The sequence below is a fragment of the Citricoccus sp. genome, from assembly GCF_035445025.1.
Taxonomy (GTDB): domain Bacteria; phylum Actinomycetota; class Actinomycetes; order Actinomycetales; family Micrococcaceae; genus Citricoccus.
The window spans coordinates 18141-41265 of the sequence record NZ_DAOMPX010000004.1; the positions used below are offsets into that span (position 1 = coordinate 18141).

The following is a 23125-nucleotide window of genomic DNA, read 5'->3' on the forward strand; positions in this document are numbered from 1 at the left end:
GTCGTCACGTGTGTCCGCCTGGCCCGGCCGAGTGAACAATCCACATCGGAGCCCCTACTACATGACCATTACCTCCACCGCCCCGCAGGTCGCCATCAATGACATTGGCACTGCTGAGGACTTCCTCGCCGCCATTGATGAGACGATCAAGTACTTCAATGACGGCGACCTGGTCGAAGGCACCGTCGTCAAGGTCGACCGCGACGAAGTGCTCCTCGACATCGGCTACAAGACTGAAGGCGTCATCCCGTCCCGGGAACTCTCCATCAAGCATGACGTGGACCCGGATGAGGTCGTCGCCGTGGGCGATAACGTGGAGGCCCTGGTCCTCACCAAGGAGGACAAGGAAGGCCGCCTGATCCTGTCCAAGAAGCGCGCTCAGTACGAGCGTGCCTGGGGCTCCATCGAGAAGATCAAGGAAGAGGACGGCGTCGTCACCGGCACCGTCATCGAGGTCGTCAAGGGCGGCCTCATCGTCGACATCGGCCTGCGCGGCTTCCTGCCCGCCTCCCTCGTCGAGATGCGCCGCGTCCGCGACCTGGCCCCGTACATCGGCCAGGAGCTGGAAGCCAAGATCATCGAGCTGGACAAGAACCGCAACAACGTGGTCCTGTCCCGCCGCGCCTGGCTCGAGCAGACCCAGTCCGAGGTCCGCTCGAACTTCCTGCACAAGCTGGAGAAGGGCCAGGTCCGCACCGGCACCGTCTCCTCCATCGTCAACTTCGGTGCCTTCGTGGACCTGGGCGGCGTGGACGGCCTGGTGCACGTCTCCGAGCTGTCCTGGAAGCACATCGACCACCCGTCCGAGGTCGTCGAGGTGGGCCAGGAGGTCACCGTCGAGGTGCTCGAGGTGGACATGGACCGCGAGCGCGTCTCCCTGTCGCTGAAGGCCACCCAGGAAGACCCGTGGCAGCTGTTCGCCCGCACCCACGCCCTGGGCCAGGTCGTGCCGGGCAAGGTCACCAAGCTGGTTCCGTTCGGTGCGTTCGTGCGCGTCGAGGACGGCATCGAGGGCCTGGTGCACATCTCCGAGCTGGCCTCGCGCCACATCGACACCGCCGAGCAGGTCGTGTCCGTCAACGACGAGCTGTTCGTCAAGGTCATCGACATCGACCTGGAGCGCCGCCGCATCTCGCTGTCCCTCAAGCAGGCCAATGAGGGCGTGGACCCGGAGGGCACCGAGTTCGACCCGGCGCTCTACGGCATGGCTGCCGAGTACGACGACGAGGGCAACTACAAGTACCCCGAGGGCTTCGACCCGGAGTCCAACGAGTGGCTCGAGGGCTTCGAGACCCAGCGCGCCGCGTGGGAGCAGCAGTACGCCGACGCCCAGGCCCGCTGGGAGGCCCACAAGGAGCAGGTGGCCCGCCACCTCAACGAGGACGTCGAGGGTGCGGCTGCCGCCGAGTCCGGCGCCGCCTCCTACTCCTCCGAGGACCGCGGCGAGGCGGACCAGGGCACCCTGGCCTCCGACGAGGCCCTCGCCGCCCTGCGCGAGAAGCTCACCGGCAACTGATCGGCTGAGCCGCTGACCATCCGGACAGCATGACAGGAAGGCCCCGCACCACCACGGTGCGGGGCCTTCCTGCGTCCGGAGTGCGGCAGGCACCTGACCCGCGACGCGGTCCGCCCCGGGCTCGGACACGCCGGGCTCAGTGCCGGGTGCTGACCGTGACCGTGAACGTGCGGTCACGGGCCACCTGCCGGGTGGGGCCCACCCGTCGCTCCAGTTCGGGCCGGTACATCAGGTGCGAGTTCCACACGCACCACAGCTCGCCGCCGGGGCGCAGCACGCGCGCGCCGGCGTCGAACAGCCGCAACGCCACCCGGGTGTCCACCGTGTTGCCGGCGTGGAACGGGGGGTTGAGCACCAGCAGGTCCTCGCTGGCGTCCGGGAAGGAGGCCAGGGCATCGTCCCGGCGGACCTCCACCTGGGCCGCGACGCCGTTGAGCCCGGCCGACAGGACCGTGGAGGCGCAGGCGTCGGCGGACTGGTCGGTGGCGACCACCGTGGCCTCCCGGCCCCCGCTGCGGGCCCGCAACGCGAGGTGGACCGCGATCGTGCCGTTGCCGCAGCCGACGTCTACGGCCCGCCCCACGTCTCCGATCCCCCCGATGTTCTCGAGCAGGAACCGCGTTCCCGGGTCCACGGCGGTGCCCCCGAAGGTGGAACCGTGGGCCGCGAGGGTGACGGTGCCGACGTCGGGCAGGGTGTGCACCGCCGTGCGGGGGAAGGGGGCGGGCCGTCCGCGGGCCGGGCCGCGCGCGGTGAGGACGCGGGACTTGGAGCGGCCGCGCCCGGGGACCACGGAGTCAAAGTAGCGGTTCAGCACGGTGTTCTGCCGCGGGGTCATGTGCTTGTCCCGGCCCGCGGCCAGCAGGAGGACGTCCTGGGCGGCGTGCTCGGCCACGAGGTGCGCCCACTGCTCCAGGGCGTCGAGCGAGCGGGGCAGGACCAGCAGGACGGTGCGCGCCCCGGCCACCAGGGCGGGGTCCACCGCTCCGCGGTGCAGGGTCCCCGGCAGCGGCGTGGCCCACCGGCCGAGGTTGGCCTCCAGGGACCGCTCGTGGGCCAGGGCGTCCTGCCCCACCCGGACGTCGTGACCGGCCGCCAGCAGGGGGAGCGTGAGTGCACCGTGCCGGTCCTCCAGCACCACGACGGCGTCCCGCGCCCCGCTCCCCGCACCGGCGTGCCCGGTGTCCAGCCAGGACTGCAGGGTGTCCAGCAGCAGCAGGTCCGCGGCGTCGTGGGCCTGCAGTCCGGGCGCCTCGGGGTAGGGCCAGCGGGACAGCGCAACGAACGCGAAGCCCTCCGTCAGGGCCGAGCGGTCGACCGGGGGAGTCTGGCCGAACGGGACGGTGGCGTTCACGGCAGGTCCACCCACTCGCTGCCGAGCGTGCGGAACGTCCCGGCCCCGGCCGTGATGGACGCCAGGCGGGCGGCGAACGCCTCTGTCGAGCGGCCGTCGTCGGGCAGGGCCACCGTCACCGTGGCGGAGGAGGCCCCGTAGTCGGTGTCCTGCACCGCGAACCCCGCCGCGCGCAACTCGTTCTCCCAGCGGCCGGCCTCCGCGTGCGGGGCCTCGACCCCGGCGAGCACCATCCGCTGCCGCGCGAGCAGGGGGGCGGTGTCCAGGACGGCGGACACGGCGTCCGAGTAGGCGCGGACCAGTCCGCCGGCACCCAGCTTCACCCCGCCGAAGTAGCGCACGACGACCGCGCAGACGTCCGAGAGGTCGCGTGCGCCTCCGGTGTCCCTCAGGGACAGGGCCTCCAGCATGGGGATGCCCGCGGTCCCGGCCGGCTCACCGTCGTCGGAGGACCGCATCACGTCCCGGTCGGGGCCGAGGATGAAGGCGCTGCACACATGCCGGGCCTCGTGGTGCTGCCGGCGCAACCCGGCGATGAACTCGCGGGCCTGCTGTTCGGTCTCGACCCGGGCCAGGCACCCGATGAAGCGCGAGCGCCTGATCTCCAGTTCGTGGACCACGGGCCGGGCCCGGGCGGATCCGGGGAGCACCGTGAACCGGGTGGCGCGGGACTCCTCGGGCATGCACCCCAGTCTACGGGGGAGTCCTTTGGTACCTTGAATGTCCGTGCCCCCCGCGCACACGTCCCGGCCCACCGGGGCGAGGCCCACATGGAAGCGCCCGTGATGCTCACGCGACTGCACGACAGGCTCGGTCTGCGGACCGGGCCGCACATCTTCTTCATCTCGGCCCTGGTGATCATCCTGTTCACCGCGGCCATGGCGCTGTTCCCCCTCCAGGTGCAGGGGGCCTTCGGGGTGGTGGCCGGGTTCCTGCGCTACGACGCGGGCTGGTTCTACACCTTCGGGGCGTCCCTGATGCTGGTCTTCGCCGTGCTGCTGGCGGCCAGCCGGTACGGGCGGGTGCGGATCGGCGACGACGACGCCGAGCCCGAGTACTCCGGCCTGGCCTGGTTCGGGATGATCTTCGCCGCCGGCGTGGGCGCCGTCCTGATGTTCTGGGGCGTCGCCGAGCCGATGAACCACTACGCGAACCCCCCGCTGTACGGCACGGAGCCGGCCTCGGACACCGCGGCCATGCAGGCCCTGTCCATCTCCAACTTCCACTTCGGGCTGCACATGTGGGCCATCCTCATCGTGCCCGGGCTGGCGTTCGGCTACTTCACGTACAAGCGCAAGCTGCCGCCGCGGGTGTCCTCGGCGTTCCAGCCGCTGCTGGGGGACGGCATCCACGGTCCGTGGGGCAAGGCGATCGACATCATCTCGATCGTGTCCACGGTGTTCGGACTCGCCGTCTCCGTCGGGCTCGGCGCCCTGCAGATCAACTCGGGGATGAACTACGTGCTCGGGGTGCCGATGGCCGGCTGGATCCAGGCGGTGATCATCGCCGTGATCACCGCCGCCGGGCTGGCCTCCGTGCTGGCCGGCATGGACAAGGGCGTCAAGCGGCTGTCCTACGCCAACATCATCATGGCGGTGGCGCTGATGCTCTACGTGCTGATGTGGGGCGCCACGATGGACACCGTGCGCGGGATCGTGGAGTCGGCCGGCGCGTACCTCTCCAACCTGCCGGCCCTGTCCTTCTTCAACGACACCTTCGGCAGCGGGGAGTGGTCCGGCGACTGGACGGTGTTCTACTGGGCGTGGACCGTCACGTGGTCGCCGTTCGTCGGGCTCTTCGTGGCGCGGATCTCCCGCGGGCGCACGATCCGGGAGTTCGTCGTGGCCTGCCTCGGGCTGCCGACGGCCTTCGTCGTCATCTGGATGGGCACCTACGGACTGAACGCGTTCCGCATCGACCGGGACGGGGAGAACGCGGGGAGCCTGACGCAGACGATCGTCGTGGACCAGCAGGTCGAGGCCGCGCTGTTCCAGCTGCTGCAGTCCTTCCCCCTGTACCTGCCCGTGGCGATCTTCGCCCTGGTCATCATCACGGTCTTCTTCGTCACCTCCATCGACTCCGGTGCGCTGGTCATGGACTCCATGGCCAACGGGCACGAGGACGAGGCCCCCCGGCGTCAGCGCGTGTTCTGGACCCTGGCCGTCGGCCTGGTCTGCACGGCCATCCTGACCACCTCGGGCGAGAACGGGCTGAACGCCCTGCAGGAGGTCATCATCGTCATCGGCCTGCCGGTGATGGTCGTCATGCTGCTGCAGTCGGCCATGCTGCTCCAGGCGTTGCGCGAGGACGCCGGTTCGGTGAAGCCGATCCGCACGCGCCAGTGGAAGAAGGTGCTGCCCATCGAGGAGTACCACCGCCGGGCCCAGGACGAGGGGCACGACATCGAGGACTACGTGATCCGTCCCGAGTACGAGGTGGGCACCGAGCCCGAGCACGACACGCACCAGCCGAGGACCTGGCACTGGCAGCAGGCCCAGGGCGAGCGGGCCCTGCTCCACGTCGGGCTGACCGGGGGGATCGCCTCGGGCAAGTCCATCGTCGCCCGCGAACTGGAGTCCCTCGGCGCCCTGGTGATCGATGCCGATGCGCTCTCCCGCCAGGCCGTGGCCCCGGGCTCGGAGGCCCTGGCGGAGATCCGTGAGGTCTTCGGGGCGGACGTCATCACGGGCACCGGAGAGCTGGACCGGCCGGCCCTGGCCCGGATCGTGTTCGGCAACACCAGCGCGAGGGAACGGCTGAACGAGATCATGCACCCGCGGGTCCGCGACGAGGTGGCCCGGTTGGCGCGTGAGGCCGGGCCGGACGCGGTCGTGGTGGTGGACCTGCCCCTGCTGCTCGAGACCGACTCCGTGCGGGACTTCGACGTGGTCCTCACCGTGGAGGCCCCCGCCGAGACCCGGGTCAACCGCCTGGTGCGCGAGCGGCACCTGACCGTGCAGGAGGCGTGGGAGCGGGTCGACGCCCAGGCCACGGACGCCGAGCGGCGGGACGTGGCGGATGCGGTGATCGTCAACGACGGCAGTGTCTCCGACCTGTCCGAGGCGACCGTGCGGTTCTGGGAGGACCACGTCCAGCCCGTCCTGGACGGGGCCCCGGCGACAGGAGACCGCGATGACTGAGACACCGGCCCAGCGGCCCCGGCTGCACATCGGCCTGACCGGGGGCATCGCCTCGGGCAAGTCCACCGTGGCCGCCGAGCTCGCGGACCTGGGGGCCGTCGTCGTCGACGCGGACGCCCTGGCCCGCGCGGTCGTCGCCCCCGGTTCCGAGGGGCTGGCCCTGGTCCGCGAGGCCTTCGGTCCCGCGGCGATCGCCGCGGACGGGACGATGGACCGGGCCGCGGTCGCGGCCCTCGTCTTCAACGACGCCGACGCCCGGGAGCGGCTCAACGGGATCATCCACCCCCTGGTGCGCTCCGAGGGACGGCGCCTGGTCCGCGAGGCCGGGCCCGACGCCGTCGTGGTCCAGGACGTGCCGCTGCTTGTCGAGACCGGGCAGGCCGGCGCCTACGACCTGGTCCTGGTCGTCCAGGCCGACCTGGACGAGCGGGTGGCGCGGATGGTCCGGGACCGGGGGATGACCGAGGAGGCCGCCCGGGCCCGGATCGCCACGCAGGCCACCGACGAACAGCGCCGGGCCGCGGCCGACGTCGTCATCGTCAACGACGCCGGCCTCGAGGACCTGCGCCGGGCCACCCGCCGCTTCTGGGAGGAGTACGTGGCGCCGGTGCTGGACGGCGCCGGGGGCTGAGCGTCCCCGGCGGGGCGCCGTCCGGGACCACCACCGGGACCACCGGTCTCCGCCGGTGGTGAACCGTACTGCCGAGGTGACTCGAACAGCAGTACGGTTAACGGCATGAGTCTGGCGCAGAAGATCAAACGGCAGGTGGCCCCCTTCGAGGTGATCTCGGAGTTCACGCCCTCGGGCGACCAGCCCAAGGCGATCGCCGAACTGGCCGAGCGCGTCCAGGCGGGGGAGAAGGACATGGTCCTGCTGGGTGCCACCGGCACCGGCAAGTCCGCGACGACGGCCTGGCTGATCGAGAAGGTCCAGCGGCCCACGCTGGTGATGGTCCAGAACAAGACCCTGGCCGCGCAGCTGGCGAACGAGTTCCGTGAGCTGCTGCCGAACAACGCCGTCGAGTACTTCGTCTCCTACTACGACTACTACCAGCCCGAGGCCTACGTCCCGCAGTCGGACACCTTCATCGAGAAGGACTCCTCCATCAACGAGGAGGTCGAGCGGCTGCGGCACTCCGCCACCAACGCCCTGCTGACGCGCCGGGACGTCATCGTGGTCGCCACCGTGTCCTGCATCTACGGCCTGGGCACGCCCGAGGAGTACATCCAGCAGATGGTGACGCTGCGCCGCGGGCAGGAGATGGACCGCGACGCGCTGCTGCGCCAGTTCGTGCAGATGCAGTACGTCCGCAACGACCAGGACTTCCACCGCGGGACCTTCCGCGTGCGCGGGGACACCGTGGAGATCATCCCGATGTACGAGGAGCTGGCGATCCGCATCGAGTTCTTCGGGGACGAGATCGAGACCATCCAGACCCTGCACCCGCTCACGGGCCACGTGGTCCGCGAGGAGGAGGAGATGTACATCTTCCCGGCCTCGCACTACGTGGCCGGCGACGAGCGCATGCACAAGGCGATCGGCTCCATCGAGGACGAGCTGCGGGAGCGCCTCCAGGAGTTCGAGTCGCAGAACAAGCTGCTCGAGGCCCAGCGGCTGCGGATGCGCACCACCTATGACCTCGAGATGATGCAGCAGATGGGGTACTGCAACGGCATCGAGAACTACTCGCGGCACATCGACGGCCGGCCGGCCGGCTCGGCCCCGCACTGCCTCCTGGACTACTTCCCGGACGACTTCCTGCTCGTCGTCGACGAGTCCCACGTGACGATCCCGCAGATCGGGGCGATGTACGAGGGCGACATGTCCCGCAAGCGCACCCTCGTGGAGCACGGTTTCCGGCTGCCCTCGGCCATGGACAACCGCCCGCTGAAGTGGGACGAGTTCCTCGAGCGGATCGGCCAGACCGTCTACCTCTCCGCGACGCCCGGCAAGTACGAGCTGTCCCAGGCCGACGGCGTGGTGGAGCAGATCATCCGGCCCACCGGCCTGGTGGACCCCGAACTGGTGGTCAAGCCCACCCAGGGGCAGATCGACGACCTGCTCGAGGAGATCCGGGTGCGCACCGAGCGCGACGAGCGCGTGCTGGTGACGACCCTGACCAAGCGCATGGCCGAGGACCTCACGGAGTACCTGCTCGAGCACGGGGTCAAGGTCGAGTACCTGCACTCGGACGTGGACACGCTGCGCCGCGTGGAGCTGCTGCGCGAGCTGCGCAAGGGCACCTTCGACGTGCTCGTGGGCATCAACCTGCTGCGCGAGGGCCTGGACCTGCCCGAGGTGTCCCTCGTGTCCATCCTGGACGCGGACAAGGAGGGCTTCCTGCGCTCGTCCACCTCGCTCATCCAGACCATCGGCCGTGCCGCCCGCAACGTCTCCGGCCAGGTGCACATGTACGCGGACCGCATCACCGACTCGATGCGCTACGCGATCGACGAGACGAACCGCCGACGCGAGGTGCAGCAGGCGTACAACCGGGAGCACGGCATCGACCCGACGCCGTTGCGCAAGCGGATCGCGGACATCACCGACCAGCTGGCCCGCGAGGACGCGGACTCGGCGGACTTCCTGGCGGGGATGGGCGGCATCAAGTCCGGTTTCGAGTTCGGCAAGGGCAAGCGCGGCTACACCGCGACCATCAGCGACGAGCAGCGCGCGGCGGCCGCCCACACCGTCGCCGGCGGGGACGCGGACCTGGTGGAGCACGACGGCGGCGCCCCGGACTTCGCGAAGCTGCCCGCCAAGGACCTGTCCGACCTGATCGACCAGATGAGCGCGCAGATGCACCAGGCCGCCGTGGACCTCCAGTTCGAGCTCGCGGCCCGGATCCGGGACGAGGTCTCCGAGCTCAAGAAGGAACTGCGGCAGATGCAGCGGGCGGGCCACGCCTGAGACCTGACCGTGGGCAGGGTACACTGGGCCACGGCGTAGGGGAGTATCCCGAACACTGCGGACGTCAGCACGCTGGTCTGACCAGCCGTACGCAGCGGCCTGCCGCACGGCAGGCGGAGAGACTTGCGGCACACACCCAGCGGTGTCCCGTGCCGGCCGTCCCTCGTGCGACGGTCCGGCCGTGGTCACCGGAACCACCACGGAAAGTGACTGCATGGAAATCAATGCGCTGACCTGGATCATCACCATCGCGGTGATCATCGCGCTGCTGCTCTTCGACTACATCTTCCACGTGCGCAAGGCCCACACGCCGACCATCCGGGAGGCGGCCATCTGGTCCGCCATCTACGTCGGCATCGCCCTCGTGTTCGGCCTGGTCTTCTTCGCCTTCGGCGACACCCAGCACGCGATCGAGTACTACGCCGGCTACATCACGGAGAAGGCGCTCAGCGTCGACAACCTCTTCGTCTTCCTGGTCATCATGGCCTCCTTCAAGGTGCCGCGCGAGTACCAGCAGAAGGTGCTGCTGTTCGGCATCACCTTCGCGCTGATCTCCCGGACCGTGTTCATCCTCCTCGGTGCGGCGCTGATCTCCGCCTGGTCGGACGTGTTCTACCTCTTCGGTCTGGCGCTGCTGCTGATCGCGGGCGGCCAGCTCAAGGGCGAGCTCACCGGGGACGAGGAGAACAAGGACGAGGCGGACAACTTCCTGGTCCGCCTGGCCAAGAAGTGGCTCCCCGCCTCCGAGCGCTACGACGGCGACCGGCTGTTCACGTGGGAGAACGGCAAGAAGGTCATGACGCCCATGCTGCTCGTCATGGTCAGCATCGGGCTCACCGACGTCCTGTTCGCCTTCGACTCCATCCCGGCCATCTACGGGCTCACCCAGGATCCGTACATCGTGTTCACGGCCACGGCGTTCTCGCTGATGGGCCTGCGCCAGCTGTTCTTCCTCATCGACGGCCTGCTGGACCGCCTCGTGTACCTGTCCTACGGCCTGGCCGCGATCCTCGGCCTGATCGGCATCAAGCTGATCCTGCACGCGCTGCACGAGAACAACCTGCCGTTCATCAACGGCGGCGAGAACGTCCCGGTGATCGAGATCGAGACGACGGTGTCACTGATGCTCATCGTCGGCATCCTCATCATCACGGTCGTGGCCTCGCTGACCAGCCCCAAGGGGCGCGCCCTGGTGGCCCTGCAGAACGCGGAGAAGTTCTCCTACCGGTACACCAAGCTGGACGAGACGGCGACCGAGGAGGACCGCCGCAAGGCCGAGGCGCTCATGGACAAGTGGACGCACGCGGCCGAACGGGTCTCCCCGCACTACCGCGACGAGCTGCTGGACCACAAGGACAGCTACTCGCAGATCATCCGCACGGCCCACGAGACCCGTCTGGCCTCCGCCCAGGCGGAGGGCCGGGACGTGCCGGCCATCTCGCAGACCATCGTGGACAACGAGGGTCCCACGACCTGATCCCGACCCACCGCACGGGGGCCCGGTCTGGCAGTCGCCAGGCCGGGCCCCCGTCGTCCAGGGCTGGACACCACCCCGGGGACCGGGGTCTATGGTGGCCCCATGTACACGGAGACAGCACCCCAGGCAGACCGTCATGCCCTGAGCCCGGAGCACGCGGAGACCATCCGGGCGTCCTTGCCGGCGGTGGGCGCGAACATCCAGGAGATCACCCGGCTCTTCTACCGCACGATGTTCTCGAAACACCCCGAGCTGCTCGCCAACACCTTCAACCGGGGCAACCAGCGCAGCGGTGAGCAGCAGAAGGCGCTGGCGGCCTCGGTCGCCACCTTCGCCGCCATGCTGGTGGACTCCTCGGCACCGAGTCCCGTCGAGCTGCTGACGCGGATCGGCCACAAGCACGTCTCGCTGGGCATCACCGAGGACCAGTACCAGATCGTCCACGACAACCTGTTCCACGCGATCGTGGAGGTCCTGGGCGACGCGGTCACCCCTGAGGTCGCCGAGGCCTGGGACCGCGTCTACTGGATCATGGCGGACGTCCTGGTCAGCTTCGAGAAGGGCCTCTACGACTCCGCGGGGGTGCCGCCCGGAGACGTCTTCGTGCCCGCGCGGCTGGCCCGGCGCGAGCAGCTGACGGGATCCGTGATGAGGTACTCCTTCGAGGCCGAGGGCTTCTCCCAGACCCAGCCCGGCCAGTACACCTCCCTGGGCGTGAGCCTGCCGGACGGTGCCCGGCAGCTGCGCCAGTACTCCCTCGTGGAATGGGACGACCGGGGCTTCTCCGTGGCCGTCCAGCGGGACGGCGAGGTCAGCTCCCACCTGCAGGACCACGTGCGGGAGGGGGACACGATCGAGGCCACCCTGCCCGCCGGACACCTGGTGCTGCACCAGTTCACCTCGCCGATCGTGACGGTCAGCCAGGGCATCGGCTCCACCCCGATGGCCGGGATACTGATGGCGCTGATCCGGCGGCTGGACACTGAGCAGGGGGCGCAGTCCGCTCCGGAGCACCCGATCACCGTGCTGCACGCCGACTCCTCCGAGGCCGACTACGCCTTCGGGGAGCTGGCCCAGTCGGTGACGTCCCGCCTGCACGCGCCGCTCGTGACCGCCTTCCGGGACCAGGGCCAGCGACTGGACCTGAAGGCCCTGTCCGAGGACGGCACCCTGCCGGCGGGCGCGCAGTGGTACCTGTGCGGCGGCAACGCGTTCCTGCAGGACATCCGCGACCAGATCGAGGAGCACAAGACCACCCTGTTCCCCGTGGAGGTCCACTTCGAGCTGTTCAGCCCGAACGACTGGCTGCTGCGCTGAGCGGCGTCCGCCTCAGCCCGTCATCTCCAGCAGCCGCTTCAGGATGGCCGGGCCGTCGTCGCCGATGCCGTCGTGGTGGAATGCGTCGGTCTCCCACACGGTGAGGCACCGGACCCGTCCGGCCGTCTGCAGGGAGAGGTCCCGGTCCACGTACACGTCGTGCGTGTAGACCGCGGCGGCCGTCGGCACCGAGTTGGCGGCGAGCGTGTCCGGGTCGTAGAGCGGTCCCCAGTCGGTGCGGCCCGCCAGCGCCTCGGCCACCGCGCGCAGCGGCCGCAGCGCCGGGTCGAGGTCCGCGTACCAGTCGAAGACCATCTCCCCGGTCAGCAACGGCACCGCCGTGCGGTCCGGGTCGAAGTCGGCCAGGTCCGCCGACCCGGTGAGCAGCCGCTGCGCGGCCCAGCCGGTGTCCGTCCCGCCCGTGTCCGAACGCACGGCACCGGTGCTGGCCGGCTGCGCGTAGATCGACTCGTGCATCACCAGGTAGAGCGGGTTGGTGGCCCGTGAGACCTGCTGGTAGAGCCCGTGCAGGAAGGTGTCGGAGAGCTCGGGGCATCCGGGGCCGGCGAAGGCCTCCTGCAGGAGGTAGTGCAGCTGGTCCACGCGGGTGTTGCCCCCCAAGAGCATCCCCAGCGCCTGGACCCGGCCGACGGTCACGGGCGAACCGTCGGGCAGGCGCGCGGCACCGCCCCGGGCCACCTCGTAGACGCGGGCCAGCACGTCCCGGTCCTGCGGGAAGCGGGAGAAGTACTCCTCATTGCGGTGCCGCATCCGCCGGTAGGTGGCGCGGTAGACCTGCTCGGCGTGGCCGTCCAGGGGGGCCAGTCCGCCGGTGATCAGGGCCCGTTCCACGCCCTCCGGGTGCCAGGAGAGGTAACTGAGGGCGCAGAAGCCGCCGAAGCTCTGCCCGAAGACGGTCCACGGCCCGGAGCCGAGGGCGAGCCGGATCGCCTCGGCGTCCTGCACGATCGACGGCGCCCGGAAGTGCACGAGGTACTCCGCCTGCTGCCGGGCGGTCCCCTCGGCCGGCAGGGTATGACGGGTGACGGGGGAGGAGAGCCCGGTACCGCGCTGGTCCAGCATGAGGATCCGGAAGTCGGCGGCCGCCTGCTTCATCCAGCCACCGAGCCTGGCCTGGCGCATGCCCTTGCCCCCGGGCCCGCCCTGCAGGAATACCAGCCAGGGCAGCTCCTGCCGCCTCCCACGGTGGGCGGCGGCCACGTACTCGCGGGCGAAGACGGTGATGGTCCGGCCGTGCGGCGCCGCGTGGTCCAGGGGGACCTCGAACCAGTGGTCGGCGATCCGCGTGCCGTCCAGCAACGTGGCCCGGGGACCGGCCCGGTGCGCGGCGGGACGCGGGGGAGCGAAGGTGCGGGGGTCACCGGCGACGAGGGCACTCACCCCCGTGCGCCCGCCATCCCGGTCGTCGGCCGGGCGGCGTGCCCGACGCCGGCCCCCGCGGCCTCGCCGGCCCGCTGCAGGGCGCCACCGGCGAGCCGGAAGGTCGTCCACTCGTCCATCGGCTCGGCCCCGAGGGAGCGGTAGAACCCGATGGACGGCTCGTTCCAGTCCAGGACCGTCCACTCCAGCCGGGCGTAACCGCGCCGGGAGCAGATCCCGGCCAGGTGCTCCAGCAGCCGCCGGCCGTGCCCGCGCCCGCGGACCGCGGGATCCACGTAGAGGTCCTCGAGCCAGATGCCGTGCGTGCCCTCCCAGGTCGAGTAGTTCAGGAACCACAGGGCCAGGCCGACCACCCGGGGCGCGGCGTCGGACGCGTCGTCCGCCACGTCCTCCACGACGTGGCAGAACACGGCCGGATGCTCACCGAACAGGTGCCGGTGCAGTTCCTCCTCGGTGTTCCGGACCGCGTCGGGCTCCCGTTCGTAGGTCGCCAGGTCGCGGATCAGCCGCAGGATGTCCGGAACGTCCGTGGGGCGGGCCGGCCGGATGCCGTTCGTCATGGTCGCTGTCTCCATCGTCCTGTCCTTCCTCTCTGTCCTGTCCGTCCTGTCCCGTCCCGTCATCACACGGCCCAGCCGGGCTCGGGCGGGCCCACCGAGACCACCAGGATCACGGGGTGGCCCAGCTCGTCCGAGGCGTCCAGGTCCACGACGGCGTTGATGCCCCAGTCCAGGTTCTGCTCGGGGTCCACGAGGACCTGCCGGACGGCCCACCACCGGGAGCCGGACACTCCGGCCGGCGCGCCGCCGCCGGGCCCGGCCGCCGGGGACGTGTCCACCCGGAAGTACTGGGGACCCCGGGCGGCGGCGCCGTCGTCGATGTCCTCGTAGTCCCCGAAGTACCCGTCCAGGGCCTCGGCCCAGTCGTGCGTGGTGAACGAGTCCCCGGCGGAGGCGCCGAGCTCGCCCAGGGCGCGGTCCTGCTCGTCCCCGAACAACCGCACGCGGCGGAACATCGCGTTGCGGACCATCACGGTGAAGACGGTCCGGTTGGCCGTCAGCCGCGGCGGCTCGGGCGGGGCGAGCTGCTCGTGGTCCTTCTTGAGCTCCTCGATGTCCCCGGCCAGCAGGTCCTCCCACTCCTCGATGAGCGAGGAGTCGGTCTGCTTGACGATCTCGTCCAGCCAGGCCATCAGCACGTCCAGCTCATCGTCCCGGACGTCCTGCGGGATGGTCTGGCGCAGCGCCTTGACCGCGTCCGTGAGGTAGCGCAGCAACACGCCCTCGGACCGGGCCAGTCCGTAGAAGTTCACGTAGTCGGTGAAGCCCATGGCCCGTTCGTACATGTCCCGCACCACGGACTTCGGCGTCAGCTCGAAGTCGTTGAGCCACGGGGCGGAGGCGCGGTAGGTCTCGAAGGACTGCTCCAGCAGCTCCGCCAGGGGTTGCGGGTGGGTGACCTCGTCCAGCGCGTTCATCCGGTCCGTGTAGTCCATGCCCTCGGCCTTCATGGCGGCCACCGCCTCGCCGCGCGCCTTCTTCACCTGGGCGGAGAGCACCTGCCGGGGCGGTTCCAGCGTGGCCTCCACGATCGAGACCATGTCCAGGGCGTACCCCGGCTCCGCGGGGTCCAGCAGCTCGAAGGCGGCCAGGGCGAAGGGGGAGAGCGGCTGGTTGAGGGCGAAGTTCGGCTGCAGGTCCACCGTCAGGTCCACCGTGCGGCCCTCGGCGTCCGGCTCCTGCAGCTTCTCCACGACGCCGGTCGCCAGCAGCTCGCGGAAGATCCCCAGGGCGCGGCGCATCAGGGCGGCCTGCCGGGCCGGTGTCTCGTGGCTGTTGCGGATCAGCCGTCGCACGGCGATCACCGGGTCACCGGGCCGGTCCAGGATGTTCAGCAGCATCGCGTGGCTGATCCGCAGGTGGCTGGACATGGCCTCCGGCTCGGCCTCCACGAGGCGCTCGAAGGTCGCCTTGCCCCAGGACACGAACCCCTTCGGCGGGGTCTTCTTCGGCGAGGACTTCGCGGACTGCTTCATCCGCTTGGACCGTTCGGACTCGTCCTTGACGCCGGCGAACTTGGCCGCCAGCTTCTCCTGGTTCCGGGCGTTCTCGATCACGTGCTCGGGGGCCTGGACGACCACCAGCCCGGAGGTGTCGAACCCGGCGCGACCGGCCCGGCCGGCGATCTGGTGGAACTCCCGGGCGTTGAGGATCCGGGTGCGTTCGCCGTCGTACTTGCTCAGCGCCGTGATGAGCACGGTGCGGATCGGCACGTTGATGCCCACCCCGAGTGTGTCCGTCCCGCAGATGACCTTGAGCAGGCCCTCCTGGGCGAGGCGTTCGACCAGGCGCCGGTACTTGGGCAGCATCCCGGCGTGGTGGACGCCGATCCCGGACCGGATGAGCCGGTTGAGCGTCTTGCCGAACCCCGCGGAGAACGCGAAACCGGCGATCCGCTCCGCGATCGCGTCCTTCTCGGAGCGGGTGGCCACGGACACCGAGGACAGGGACTGCGCCCGCTCCACGGCGTCCAGCTGGGAGAAGTGCACCACGTACACCGGAGCCTGCCGGGTCTCCACGAGCTCGGCGACCTTGTCCTGGACGTGGTCCTCGGACCACTCGTAGGTCAGCGGGATGGGGCGCTCGGCGTGGGCCACCGTGGTGGTGGGCCGGCCGGTCCGTTCCGTGAGGTCCTCCTCGAAGCGGCTCGTGTCCCCCAGCGTGGCGCTCATCAGCAGGAACTGCGCCTGGGGCAGCTCCAGGAGGGGCACCTGCCACGCCCAGCCGCGCTGGGGGTCGGCGTAGAAGTGGAACTCGTCCATCACCACCGGGCCGACGTCCAGTCCGGATCCCTCCCGCAGGGCCTGGTTGGCCAGGATCTCCGCGGTGCAGCAGATGATGGGGGCGTCACCGTTGACGGAGGAGTCGCCGGTGACCATCCCGACGTTCTCCGCCCCGAAGACGTCCACGAGGGCGAAGAACTTCTCGGACACCAGGGCCTTGATGGGCGCGGTGTAGTAGGTCCGCTGCCCGCGGGCGAGGGCGTGGAAGTGCGCGGCCAGGGCCACGAGGGACTTCCCGGACCCGGTGGGCGTGGCCAGGACGACGTTGTTGTCCTGCACCAGTTCCATGACCGCCTCGTCCTGGGCGGGATAGAGGGTGATCCCCCGGGACCGCGTCCAGTCCAGGAAGGACTCATAGACGGCATCGGGGGACAGCCGGGGAGCGTCCGGGGCGGGGATCAGGTCGGAGAGCAGCATCCCTGCCAGCCTAGTTGGCGTTCCGGGGTGGGTTCGTGTCCTCCCGCGTCATCCCACGGGTACGGTCCGGGCCGGCGGGCGCTAGCGTGGAACCATGCGCGACTTCACCTGGGATCCGGAGCAGTACAGCGTCTTCGCCGACCGCCGGGCCCGGCCCTACCGCGACCTGACGGCCCGGATCCGTATCGCCGATCCCCGAGTGGTCGTGGACCTCGGCTGCGGCCCCGGCAACATGACGGCCACCCTCGCCGAGCGCTGGCCCGACGCGCACGTGACCGGACTGGACTCCTCGGCGGACATGGTGGACACCGCCCGCCGGCTGGCCGCCGAGCCGGGGGCGCCGGCCAACCTGTCCTTCGAGCAGGTGGACGCCCAGCGCTGGCAACCGGGCGCCGACGTCGACGTGGTGGTCTCCAACGCCATGCTCCAGTGGATCCCGGACCACCGCGACCTGGTCGCCGGCTGGCTGGCCGCCCTCCGGCCGGGGGCCTGGTTCGCCGTCCAGGTGCCCGGGAACTTCGAGGCACCCTCCCACGCCACCATGGCCGAGCTGTCCCGCCGCCCGGAGTACGCGGCGGCGCTGGAGGGCGTGATGGAACGCGAGTCCGTCTACACCACCGAGGAGTACCTGGAGACCCTGATCGCGGCCGGCTATGAGGCCGACGTCTGGGAGACCACCTACTCCCAGCCGCTCACCGGGTCCGATCCCGTCTATGACTGGGTCCGCGGGGCGGCGCTGCGTCCGTCGCTGCAGCGGCTGGAGGAGGCTGACCGGCGCGACGGCACGAACCTGGTGGAACGGTACGTGGAGGAGTACAAGCGCATCATGCGCGCCTCCTACCCGACCTACCTCACCCCGGACGGGGTGCGGCTGACCGACTACCCGTTCCGCCGCATCTTCGTGGTCGGGGTCAAGAGCGACCTGGCGCCCAGCATCTGAGCCGGGCCGTTCACCAGCCGCGCTCGCGCCACTGCGCCAGGTGCGGTCGCTCCGCGCCGAGCGTGGTCGGGTCCCCGTGGCCGGGATGCACGATCATGTCGTCCGGGTACACGTCGAACAGCCTGCCCACCACGTCGGCGAACAGGGACTCGAACCGCTGCGGGTCCTGCTGCGTGTTGCCCACGCCCCCGGGGAACAGCGAATCGCCGCTGAAGCACAGCGGCGGCCCGTCCTCGGGCTCGTAGACCAGGGCCACCGAGCCGGGGGTGTGGCCGCGGAGCCCGACGACGGCCAGCGAGATCCCGTTGAAGGCCGCGGTGTCCCCGTGGTTCAGCAGGACCTTGGCGGCCACGCCGGTGGCCTCCTCGATCGCGGCGGCGTCCGCGGTCCCCGCGGCCGTGGGCACGCCCGTGGACTCCGCCACCGCGGCCAGCGCCCGGACGTGGTCCCAGTGCTGGTGGGTGGTGATGATCACCGCGAGCTTGAGCTCGCAGGGGGTGTCCTCGCGCGCCGACTCCAGCAGTTCCCGGACCGCCTCCGCGTCGTCCGCGGCATCGATCAGCACCTGGGTCCCGGAGGTCTTCGAGGTCAGGACGTAGACGTTGTTCGCCATCTCGGAGACCGAGCGTTGTCGGACCGTCACTTGGGGCAGGTCGTGCAGCAGCCGGATCGGTGAGGTGGAAGAAGGCATGCGACCCAGTCTAGGGACGTTGACGCTCCGAAGGGCAAGGCCGCCGGGGAGGTCAAGACCCGGTCCGCGCCGTTCGCTAGGGTGGGGCCATCAGCGGGTGCACGGCAGACGGGGGAGTGCTGGTGGAGGACGAGAGCGCGGCGCGGGCGCCGCAGCAGGGATCGGTGCCGGCCTGGCTCGTCAAGGCCCTGGCCATCAACACCTCCTCCACCGTCCCGCCGTTCGAGCAGGTCCGCACCGGACTGCTCGACCTCATCCACCGCAACCGGTTGCCGGTCGGCACCAAGCTGCCGACCGTGCGCGGTCTCGCGGCCGCCCTGGGGGTCGCCGCCAACACCGTGGCGCGCGCCTACAAGGAACTGGAGCAGGCCGGCGTCGTCACGGCCCGGCCCCGGCTGGGCACCGTGGTGGCCCGCGGCGGCGACGACGCCGAGGACCGGCTGGCCGCGGCGGCCACCGCCTACGCGGAGGCCGCGCAGGCCCTCGGGTTCACGCGGCGCCAGGCGGTCCGGCAGCTCGAGGCCGTCTACCCGCCGTCCTGAGCACGGGCGGCGGTGCCGCAGGCGCGCCCGGGGCCGGTTACGCTCTCGGCCGACGTTTCGAAGATGTCTTCGAAGGCGTCCTCCAATAGACTGGACGGCGTGCCCGATACCCCTCTGACGATCACTGACCAGACCATTCCACCCACCACCGCCCGCGGCCTGGCCTCGGGCCCGGACAGCGGTGGCCATCGCCACGACCCGGACCGGATCGTGGTCAAGGGAGCCCGGGAACACAACCTGAAGAACGTCGACCTGGACATCCCCCGGGACTCGCTCGTGGTCTTCACCGGGCTGTCCGGGTCCGGGAAGTCCTCCCTGGCCTTCGACACGATCTTCGCGGAGGGCCAGCGCCGGTACGTGGAGTCCCTGTCCTCCTACGCGCGCATGTTCCTGGGCCGGGTGGACAAGCCCTCGGTCGACTTCATCGAGGGCCTGTCCCCGGCGGTGTCGATCGACCAGAAGTCGACGAACCGGAACCCGCGGTCCACCGTCGGCACGATCACCGAGGTCTACGACTACATGCGCCTGCTGTGGGCGCGGATCGGCGTGCCGCACTGCCCCGAGTGCGGGGAGCCGGCCTCCAGGCAGTCACCCCAGCAGATCGTCGACCAGTTGTCCGAACTGCCGGGGAAGACCCGCTTCCAGGTGCTGGCCCCCGTGGCCCGGGGCCGCAAGGGCGAGTTCGTGGACGTCTTCTCCTCCCTGGCCACCCAGGGCTTCTCGCGCGCCATCGTCGACGGCGAGCTCATCCAGCTCTCCGACCCGCCCAAGCTGAAGAAGCAGGTCAAGCACACCATCGCCGTGGTCGTGGACCGGCTGGCGATGAAGGACGGGATCCGCCAGCGGCTCACCGACTCCGTGGAGACGGCGCTGAAGCTCGCCGACGGCCTCGTGGTGGTGGACTTCGTGGACGTGGACGCCGGGGTGGATCCGGAGAAGGCCAACGCCGGTGAGTGGGACGCCGTGGACGCTGAGGGGAACCGCAAGTACCGCTCCTTCTCGGAGAAGCTGTCCTGCCCCAACGGCCACCAGCTGTCCATCGACGAGATCGAGCCGCGGTCGTTCTCCTTCAACAACCCGTTCGGGGCCTGCTCGGTCTGCACCGGCATCGGCACCCGGCTCGAGGTGGACGAGGACCTGGTGGTCCCCGACCCCGACCTCTCCCTCGCCGAGGGCGCCATCGCGCCCTGGTCCATGGGCAAGTCCACGTCCGAGTACTGGAAGCGCCTGCTGTCCGGCCTCGCCGACGAGGTCGGGTTCTCCATGGACACGCCGTGGAAGAAGCTGCCCGCCGCGGCCCGCAAGGCCGTACTGCACGGCAAGGACTTCAAGGTCGTGGTCCAGTACCGCAACCGCTTCGGCCGCGAACGCCGGTACACTACCGGCTTCGAGGGCGTGATCGACTACATCCACCGCAAGCACCTGGAGACCGAGTCGGACAACGCGCGGGACCGCTACGAGTCCTACATGCGCGAGATCCCCTGCGCCGCCTGCAACGGCACGCGGCTGAACCCGACGTCGCTCTCCGTGCTGGTCGGCGGGAAGTCCATCGCCGAGGCCTCGGTCCTGCCCATGCGGGACGCCATCACCTTCCTCGAGGCACTGGAGCTGTCCGCCCGCGACCGGCAGATCGCCGACCAGGTCCTCAAGGAGATCCTGGCCCGGCTGCACTTCATGCTCGACGTCGGCCTCGACTACCTGAACCTGGAGCGCCCGGCGGGAACGCTCTCCGGCGGCGAGGCCCAGCGCATCCGGCTGGCCACCCAGATCGGCTCCGGACTGGTGGGCGTCCTCTACGTCCTGGACGAGCCGTCCATCGGGCTGCACCAGCGGGACAACCGCCGGCTGATCGAGACCCTCAACCGGCTCCGCGACCTGGGCAACACCCTGATCGTGGTGGAGCACGACGAGGACACCATCGCCGAGGCCGACTGGATCGTGGACATCGGTCCCCGGGCCGGCGAGCACGGCGGCGAGGTGGTCCACTCCGGGTCCCTCGAGGACCTGAAGGCCAACGAGCGCTCGATCACCGGGGACTACCTCTCCGGCCGCCGCGCCATCACGCTGCCGGCCGAGCGCCGCCCCGTGGACAAGGACCGCAAGCTCACCGTGGTCGGGGCGCGGGAGAACAACCTGCAGGACGTCACCGTGGACTTCCCCCTCGGGGTGCTCACCGCGGTCACGGGCGTCTCCGGCTCGGGCAAGTCCACCCTGGTCAACGAGATCCTCTACAAGGTGCTGGCGAACCAGCTCAACAACGCCCGCCACGTTCCCGGCCGGCACAAGCGCGTGAACGGCCTCGAGCACCTCGACAAGGTCGTGCACGTGGACCAGAGTCCGATCGGGCGCACGCCGCGGTCCAACGCGGCGACCTACACGGGCGTGTTCGACACCATCCGCAAGCTGTTCGCGGACACCCAGGAGGCCAAGGTCCGCGGCTACCAGCCCGGCAGGTTCTCGTTCAACATCAAGGGCGGCCGCTGCGAGTCCTGCTCCGGGGACGGCACCCTGAAGATCGAGATGAACTTCCTGCCGGACGTCTACGTGCCCTGCGAGGTCTGCCACGGCGCCCGGTACAACCGCGAGACCCTCGAGGTGCACTACAAGGGCAAGAACATCGCCGAGGTGCTGGACATGCCGATCGAGGAGGCCGCCGAGTTCTTCTCCGCCTACTCCAAGATCTCGCGGTACCTCAACACGATGGTGGACGTCGGCCTGGGCTACGTCAGGCTCGGCCAGCCGGCCACCACGCTCTCCGGCGGCGAGGCCCAGCGCGTCAAGCTCTCCGCCGAGCTGCAGAAGCGCTCGAACGGCCGCTCGATCTACGTGCTGGACGAGCCGACCACCGGCCTGCACTTCGAGGACATCCGCAAGCTGCTCGGCGTGCTGCAGTCCCTGGTGGAGAAGGGCAACACCGTCATCACCATCGAGCACAACCTGGACGTCATCAAGTCGGCCGACCACCTGATCGACCTCGGTCCCGAGGGCGGTTCCGGCGGTGGCACCATCGTGGCGACGGGCACCCCGGAGCAGGTGGCGAAGAACCCGGCGAGCCACACCGGCCGGTTCCTCGCCGAGGTCCTGTGACGGCGGCGACGCCCGCCACCGGCAGCCCCCGTCCGGCCGTCCTGCTGGACCTGGACGGCACCCTCGTGGACCCCGCGGGGGCCATCACCGGGGGCATCGCGGCGACCCTGGCCCGCCACGGGCTGCCCGTGCCGGGACCGGAGCGGCTGCGCGCACTGGTCGGCCCCCCGTTGCGGGAGGGACTGCGGAGCCTGGACGGGGTGACCGAGGACAACCTGCTGGTCCTGATCCGCGAGTACCGCGCCGGCTACCGGGACCACGGGATGGCCGCGAGCGTGGTCTACCCGGGCATCCGCGAGGCGCTGGAGGACCTGGGCCGGGACCACGACCTGGTGGTGGCGACCTCGAAGCCGGTCTCGAGTGCACGCCGGCTGCTGGGCATCCACGGCCTGGACCACCACTTCGTGGCCATCTGCGGCTCCAGCGACGACGAGACCGCGCCCGTCCCGCCCGGGGGCACCAAGGTGCAGGCGATGGCCGAGGCCCTGGCCGCCGTCGGGATGGACGGGGGCGGGAAGCCGCGTGCCGTGATGGTGGGCGACCGGCACTTCGACCTCGACGGTGCCGCGCACCACGGCCTGCCCGGCATCGGGGTGCTGTGGGGCTTCGGCGAGCGGGACGAGCTGACCGCCGCCGGGGCCGAGGCCCTGTGCGACAGCCCGGCGGAACTGCCCGCGCTGTGCCGGTGCCTGCTGGGCGAGCGGGCCATCCAGCACTGAGCACACTATGATGGACCGGTCCGCCGGTCCTCAACGGAACCGGTGCGGACCAGCACGTACCCACGCAGCGAGAGGATGGACATGGCGACCAACGAGGCCGTGCGCTGGGGGTTCCGTGCCGCCCTGAAGGTCTCCTGCCGCCCCACCGTCACCGGGCTCGAGAACGTCCCGCGGACCGGCGGGTTCATCGTGGCCAGCAATCACCTGTCCTTCCTGGACTCGGTGATCCTGCAGGCGCTCATGCCGCGGATGGTCCACTTCTTCGCCAAGTCCGAGTACTTCACGCAGCCGGGCCTCAAGGGCCGGGTGATGAAGGGCTTCTTCGAGTCCGTCGGGTCGATCCCCGTCCAGCGCGACCAGCAGGCCGCCTCCGTGGCCGCGCTCGACCAGCTGGTGGAACTCGTGGAGGCCGGGTCCGGCGTGGGGATCTACCCGGAGGGAACGCGCAGCCGGGACGGGCGGCTCTACAAGGGCCGCACCGGCGTCGGCTGGCTCGCGCTGGCCACCGGCATGCCGGTGGTCCCCGTGGGGTTGCGGGGCACGGACCGGCTCCAGCCGCCGGGCACGAACCGCGTCACCCCGCACCACTTCAGCCTGACCGTGGGCGAACCCCTCCAGTTCGAGCACCTCGGTCGCAAGCACCCGCTGCCGCCGCGCAAGCAGGCCACCGCCCAGGTCATGGAGGCGATCGCCGCGCTCACCGGCCAGGAGCGGGTGGAGCAGTACAACGCCCCGGTCGGCGGGCCCCGGGACTGATGCGGGACTGATGCG

The 23125-nt window shown here is 70.5% G+C and carries 17 protein-coding genes; 11 read left to right on the top strand and 6 right to left on the bottom strand.

From position 1 onward, the window contains the following. The first annotated feature begins 61 nt into the window (after positions 1–61). A complete protein-coding gene (gene rpsA / locus PLJ28_RS02500) occupies positions 62–1516 on the top strand; it encodes a 30S ribosomal protein S1 (RefSeq protein WP_183525716.1) in 1455 nt (484 codons plus the stop codon). Positions 1517–1652: 136 nt separating this feature from the next. On the opposite strand, the gene PLJ28_RS02505 is transcribed toward rpsA, so the two are convergent. Continuing rightward, positions 1653–2870 carry a class I SAM-dependent methyltransferase gene (locus PLJ28_RS02505; RefSeq protein WP_183525719.1) on the bottom strand — a complete coding sequence of 406 codons (1218 nt, stop codon included), beginning with the start codon at positions 2868–2870 and terminating at the stop codon, positions 1653–1655. Then, positions 2867–3553, bottom strand: a complete 687-nt coding sequence (locus tag PLJ28_RS02510) for an IMPACT family protein (RefSeq protein WP_183525722.1) — start codon at positions 3551–3553, stop codon at positions 2867–2869. Before PLJ28_RS02510 ends, PLJ28_RS02505 begins: the two co-directional genes overlap by 4 nt. Positions 3554–3655: 102 nt before the next feature. Between PLJ28_RS02510 and coaE (PLJ28_RS02515) the strand changes: the two genes are divergently transcribed. The 5 genes from coaE (PLJ28_RS02515) (at position 3656) to PLJ28_RS02535 (ending at position 11715) form a co-directional block, all read left to right on the top strand. Then, entirely contained in the window at positions 3656–6010 is a 2355-nt protein-coding gene (gene coaE / locus PLJ28_RS02515; RefSeq protein WP_255459582.1) for a dephospho-CoA kinase, read from the top strand. After that, positions 6003–6641, top strand: a complete 639-nt coding sequence (gene coaE, locus PLJ28_RS02520) for a dephospho-CoA kinase (RefSeq protein ID WP_183525728.1) — start codon at positions 6003–6005, stop codon at positions 6639–6641. Before coaE (PLJ28_RS02515) ends, coaE (PLJ28_RS02520) begins: the two co-directional genes overlap by 8 nt. A 105-nt stretch (positions 6642–6746) precedes the next feature. Beyond that, positions 6747–8921, top strand: coding sequence for an excinuclease ABC subunit UvrB (gene uvrB / locus PLJ28_RS02525; protein ID WP_183525730.1), 2175 nt, complete (start codon positions 6747–6749; stop codon positions 8919–8921). 214 nt (positions 8922–9135) lie between these two features. Continuing rightward, positions 9136–10398, top strand: coding sequence for a TerC family protein (locus PLJ28_RS02530; RefSeq protein WP_183525733.1), 1263 nt, complete (start codon positions 9136–9138; stop codon positions 10396–10398). 102 nt (positions 10399–10500) lie between these two features. Continuing rightward, on the top strand, positions 10501–11715 hold the full coding sequence (locus PLJ28_RS02535) for a globin domain-containing protein (RefSeq protein ID WP_298043709.1): 1215 nt from the start codon (positions 10501–10503) through the stop codon (positions 11713–11715). A 12-nt stretch (positions 11716–11727) separates the two neighbouring features. On the opposite strand, the gene PLJ28_RS02540 is transcribed toward PLJ28_RS02535, so the two are convergent. Genes PLJ28_RS02540 through PLJ28_RS02550 form a run of 3 tightly spaced genes read right to left on the bottom strand, consistent with a single transcriptional unit; the run spans position 11728 to position 16375 of the window. Further along, positions 11728–13116, bottom strand: coding sequence for an alpha/beta fold hydrolase (locus tag PLJ28_RS02540; protein WP_183525740.1), 1389 nt, complete (start codon positions 13114–13116; stop codon positions 11728–11730). Further along, positions 13113–13691: a GNAT family N-acetyltransferase gene (locus PLJ28_RS02545; protein WP_183525744.1), complete on the bottom strand. Its 579-nt coding sequence runs from the start codon at positions 13689–13691 to the stop codon at positions 13113–13115. The genes PLJ28_RS02540 and PLJ28_RS02545 overlap by 4 nt, the downstream gene beginning before the upstream one ends. Before the next feature lie 47 nt (positions 13692–13738). Further along, on the bottom strand, positions 13739–16375 hold the full coding sequence (locus PLJ28_RS02550; protein ID WP_298043713.1) for a DEAD/DEAH box helicase: 2637 nt from the start codon (positions 16373–16375) through the stop codon (positions 13739–13741). A gap of 94 nt (positions 16376–16469) precedes the next feature. On the opposite strand from PLJ28_RS02550, the gene PLJ28_RS02555 reads away from it, so the two are divergent. Further along, a complete protein-coding gene (locus PLJ28_RS02555; RefSeq protein ID WP_183525751.1) occupies positions 16470–17315 on the top strand; it encodes a methyltransferase domain-containing protein in 846 nt (281 codons plus the stop codon). Between the two features lie 10 nt (positions 17316–17325). Here PLJ28_RS02555 and PLJ28_RS02560 read toward each other — a convergent pair whose 3' ends face one another. Next, positions 17326–18006: an MBL fold metallo-hydrolase gene (locus PLJ28_RS02560; protein WP_183525754.1), complete on the bottom strand. Its 681-nt coding sequence runs from the start codon at positions 18004–18006 to the stop codon at positions 17326–17328. Positions 18007–18128: 122 nt separating this feature from the next. On the opposite strand from PLJ28_RS02560, the gene PLJ28_RS02565 reads away from it, so the two are divergent. The 4 genes from PLJ28_RS02565 to PLJ28_RS02580 all read left to right on the top strand — a co-directional run bounded on the left by PLJ28_RS02565 (position 18129) and on the right by PLJ28_RS02580 (position 23110). Next, entirely contained in the window at positions 18129–18548 is a 420-nt protein-coding gene (locus PLJ28_RS02565) for a GntR family transcriptional regulator (protein ID WP_183525757.1), read from the top strand. A 63-nt stretch (positions 18549–18611) separates the two neighbouring features. Next, entirely contained in the window at positions 18612–21635 is a 3024-nt protein-coding gene (uvrA, locus tag PLJ28_RS02570; RefSeq protein WP_255459425.1) for an excinuclease ABC subunit UvrA, read from the top strand. Next, a complete protein-coding gene (locus PLJ28_RS02575) occupies positions 21632–22354 on the top strand; it encodes an HAD hydrolase-like protein (RefSeq protein ID WP_183525760.1) in 723 nt (240 codons plus the stop codon). Before uvrA ends, PLJ28_RS02575 begins: the two co-directional genes overlap by 4 nt. Before the next feature lie 81 nt (positions 22355–22435). Beyond that, complete coding sequence (locus PLJ28_RS02580) at positions 22436–23110, top strand: lysophospholipid acyltransferase family protein (RefSeq protein ID WP_183525763.1); 675 nt, start codon at positions 22436–22438, stop codon at positions 23108–23110. Positions 23111–23125: the final 15 nt, after the last annotated feature.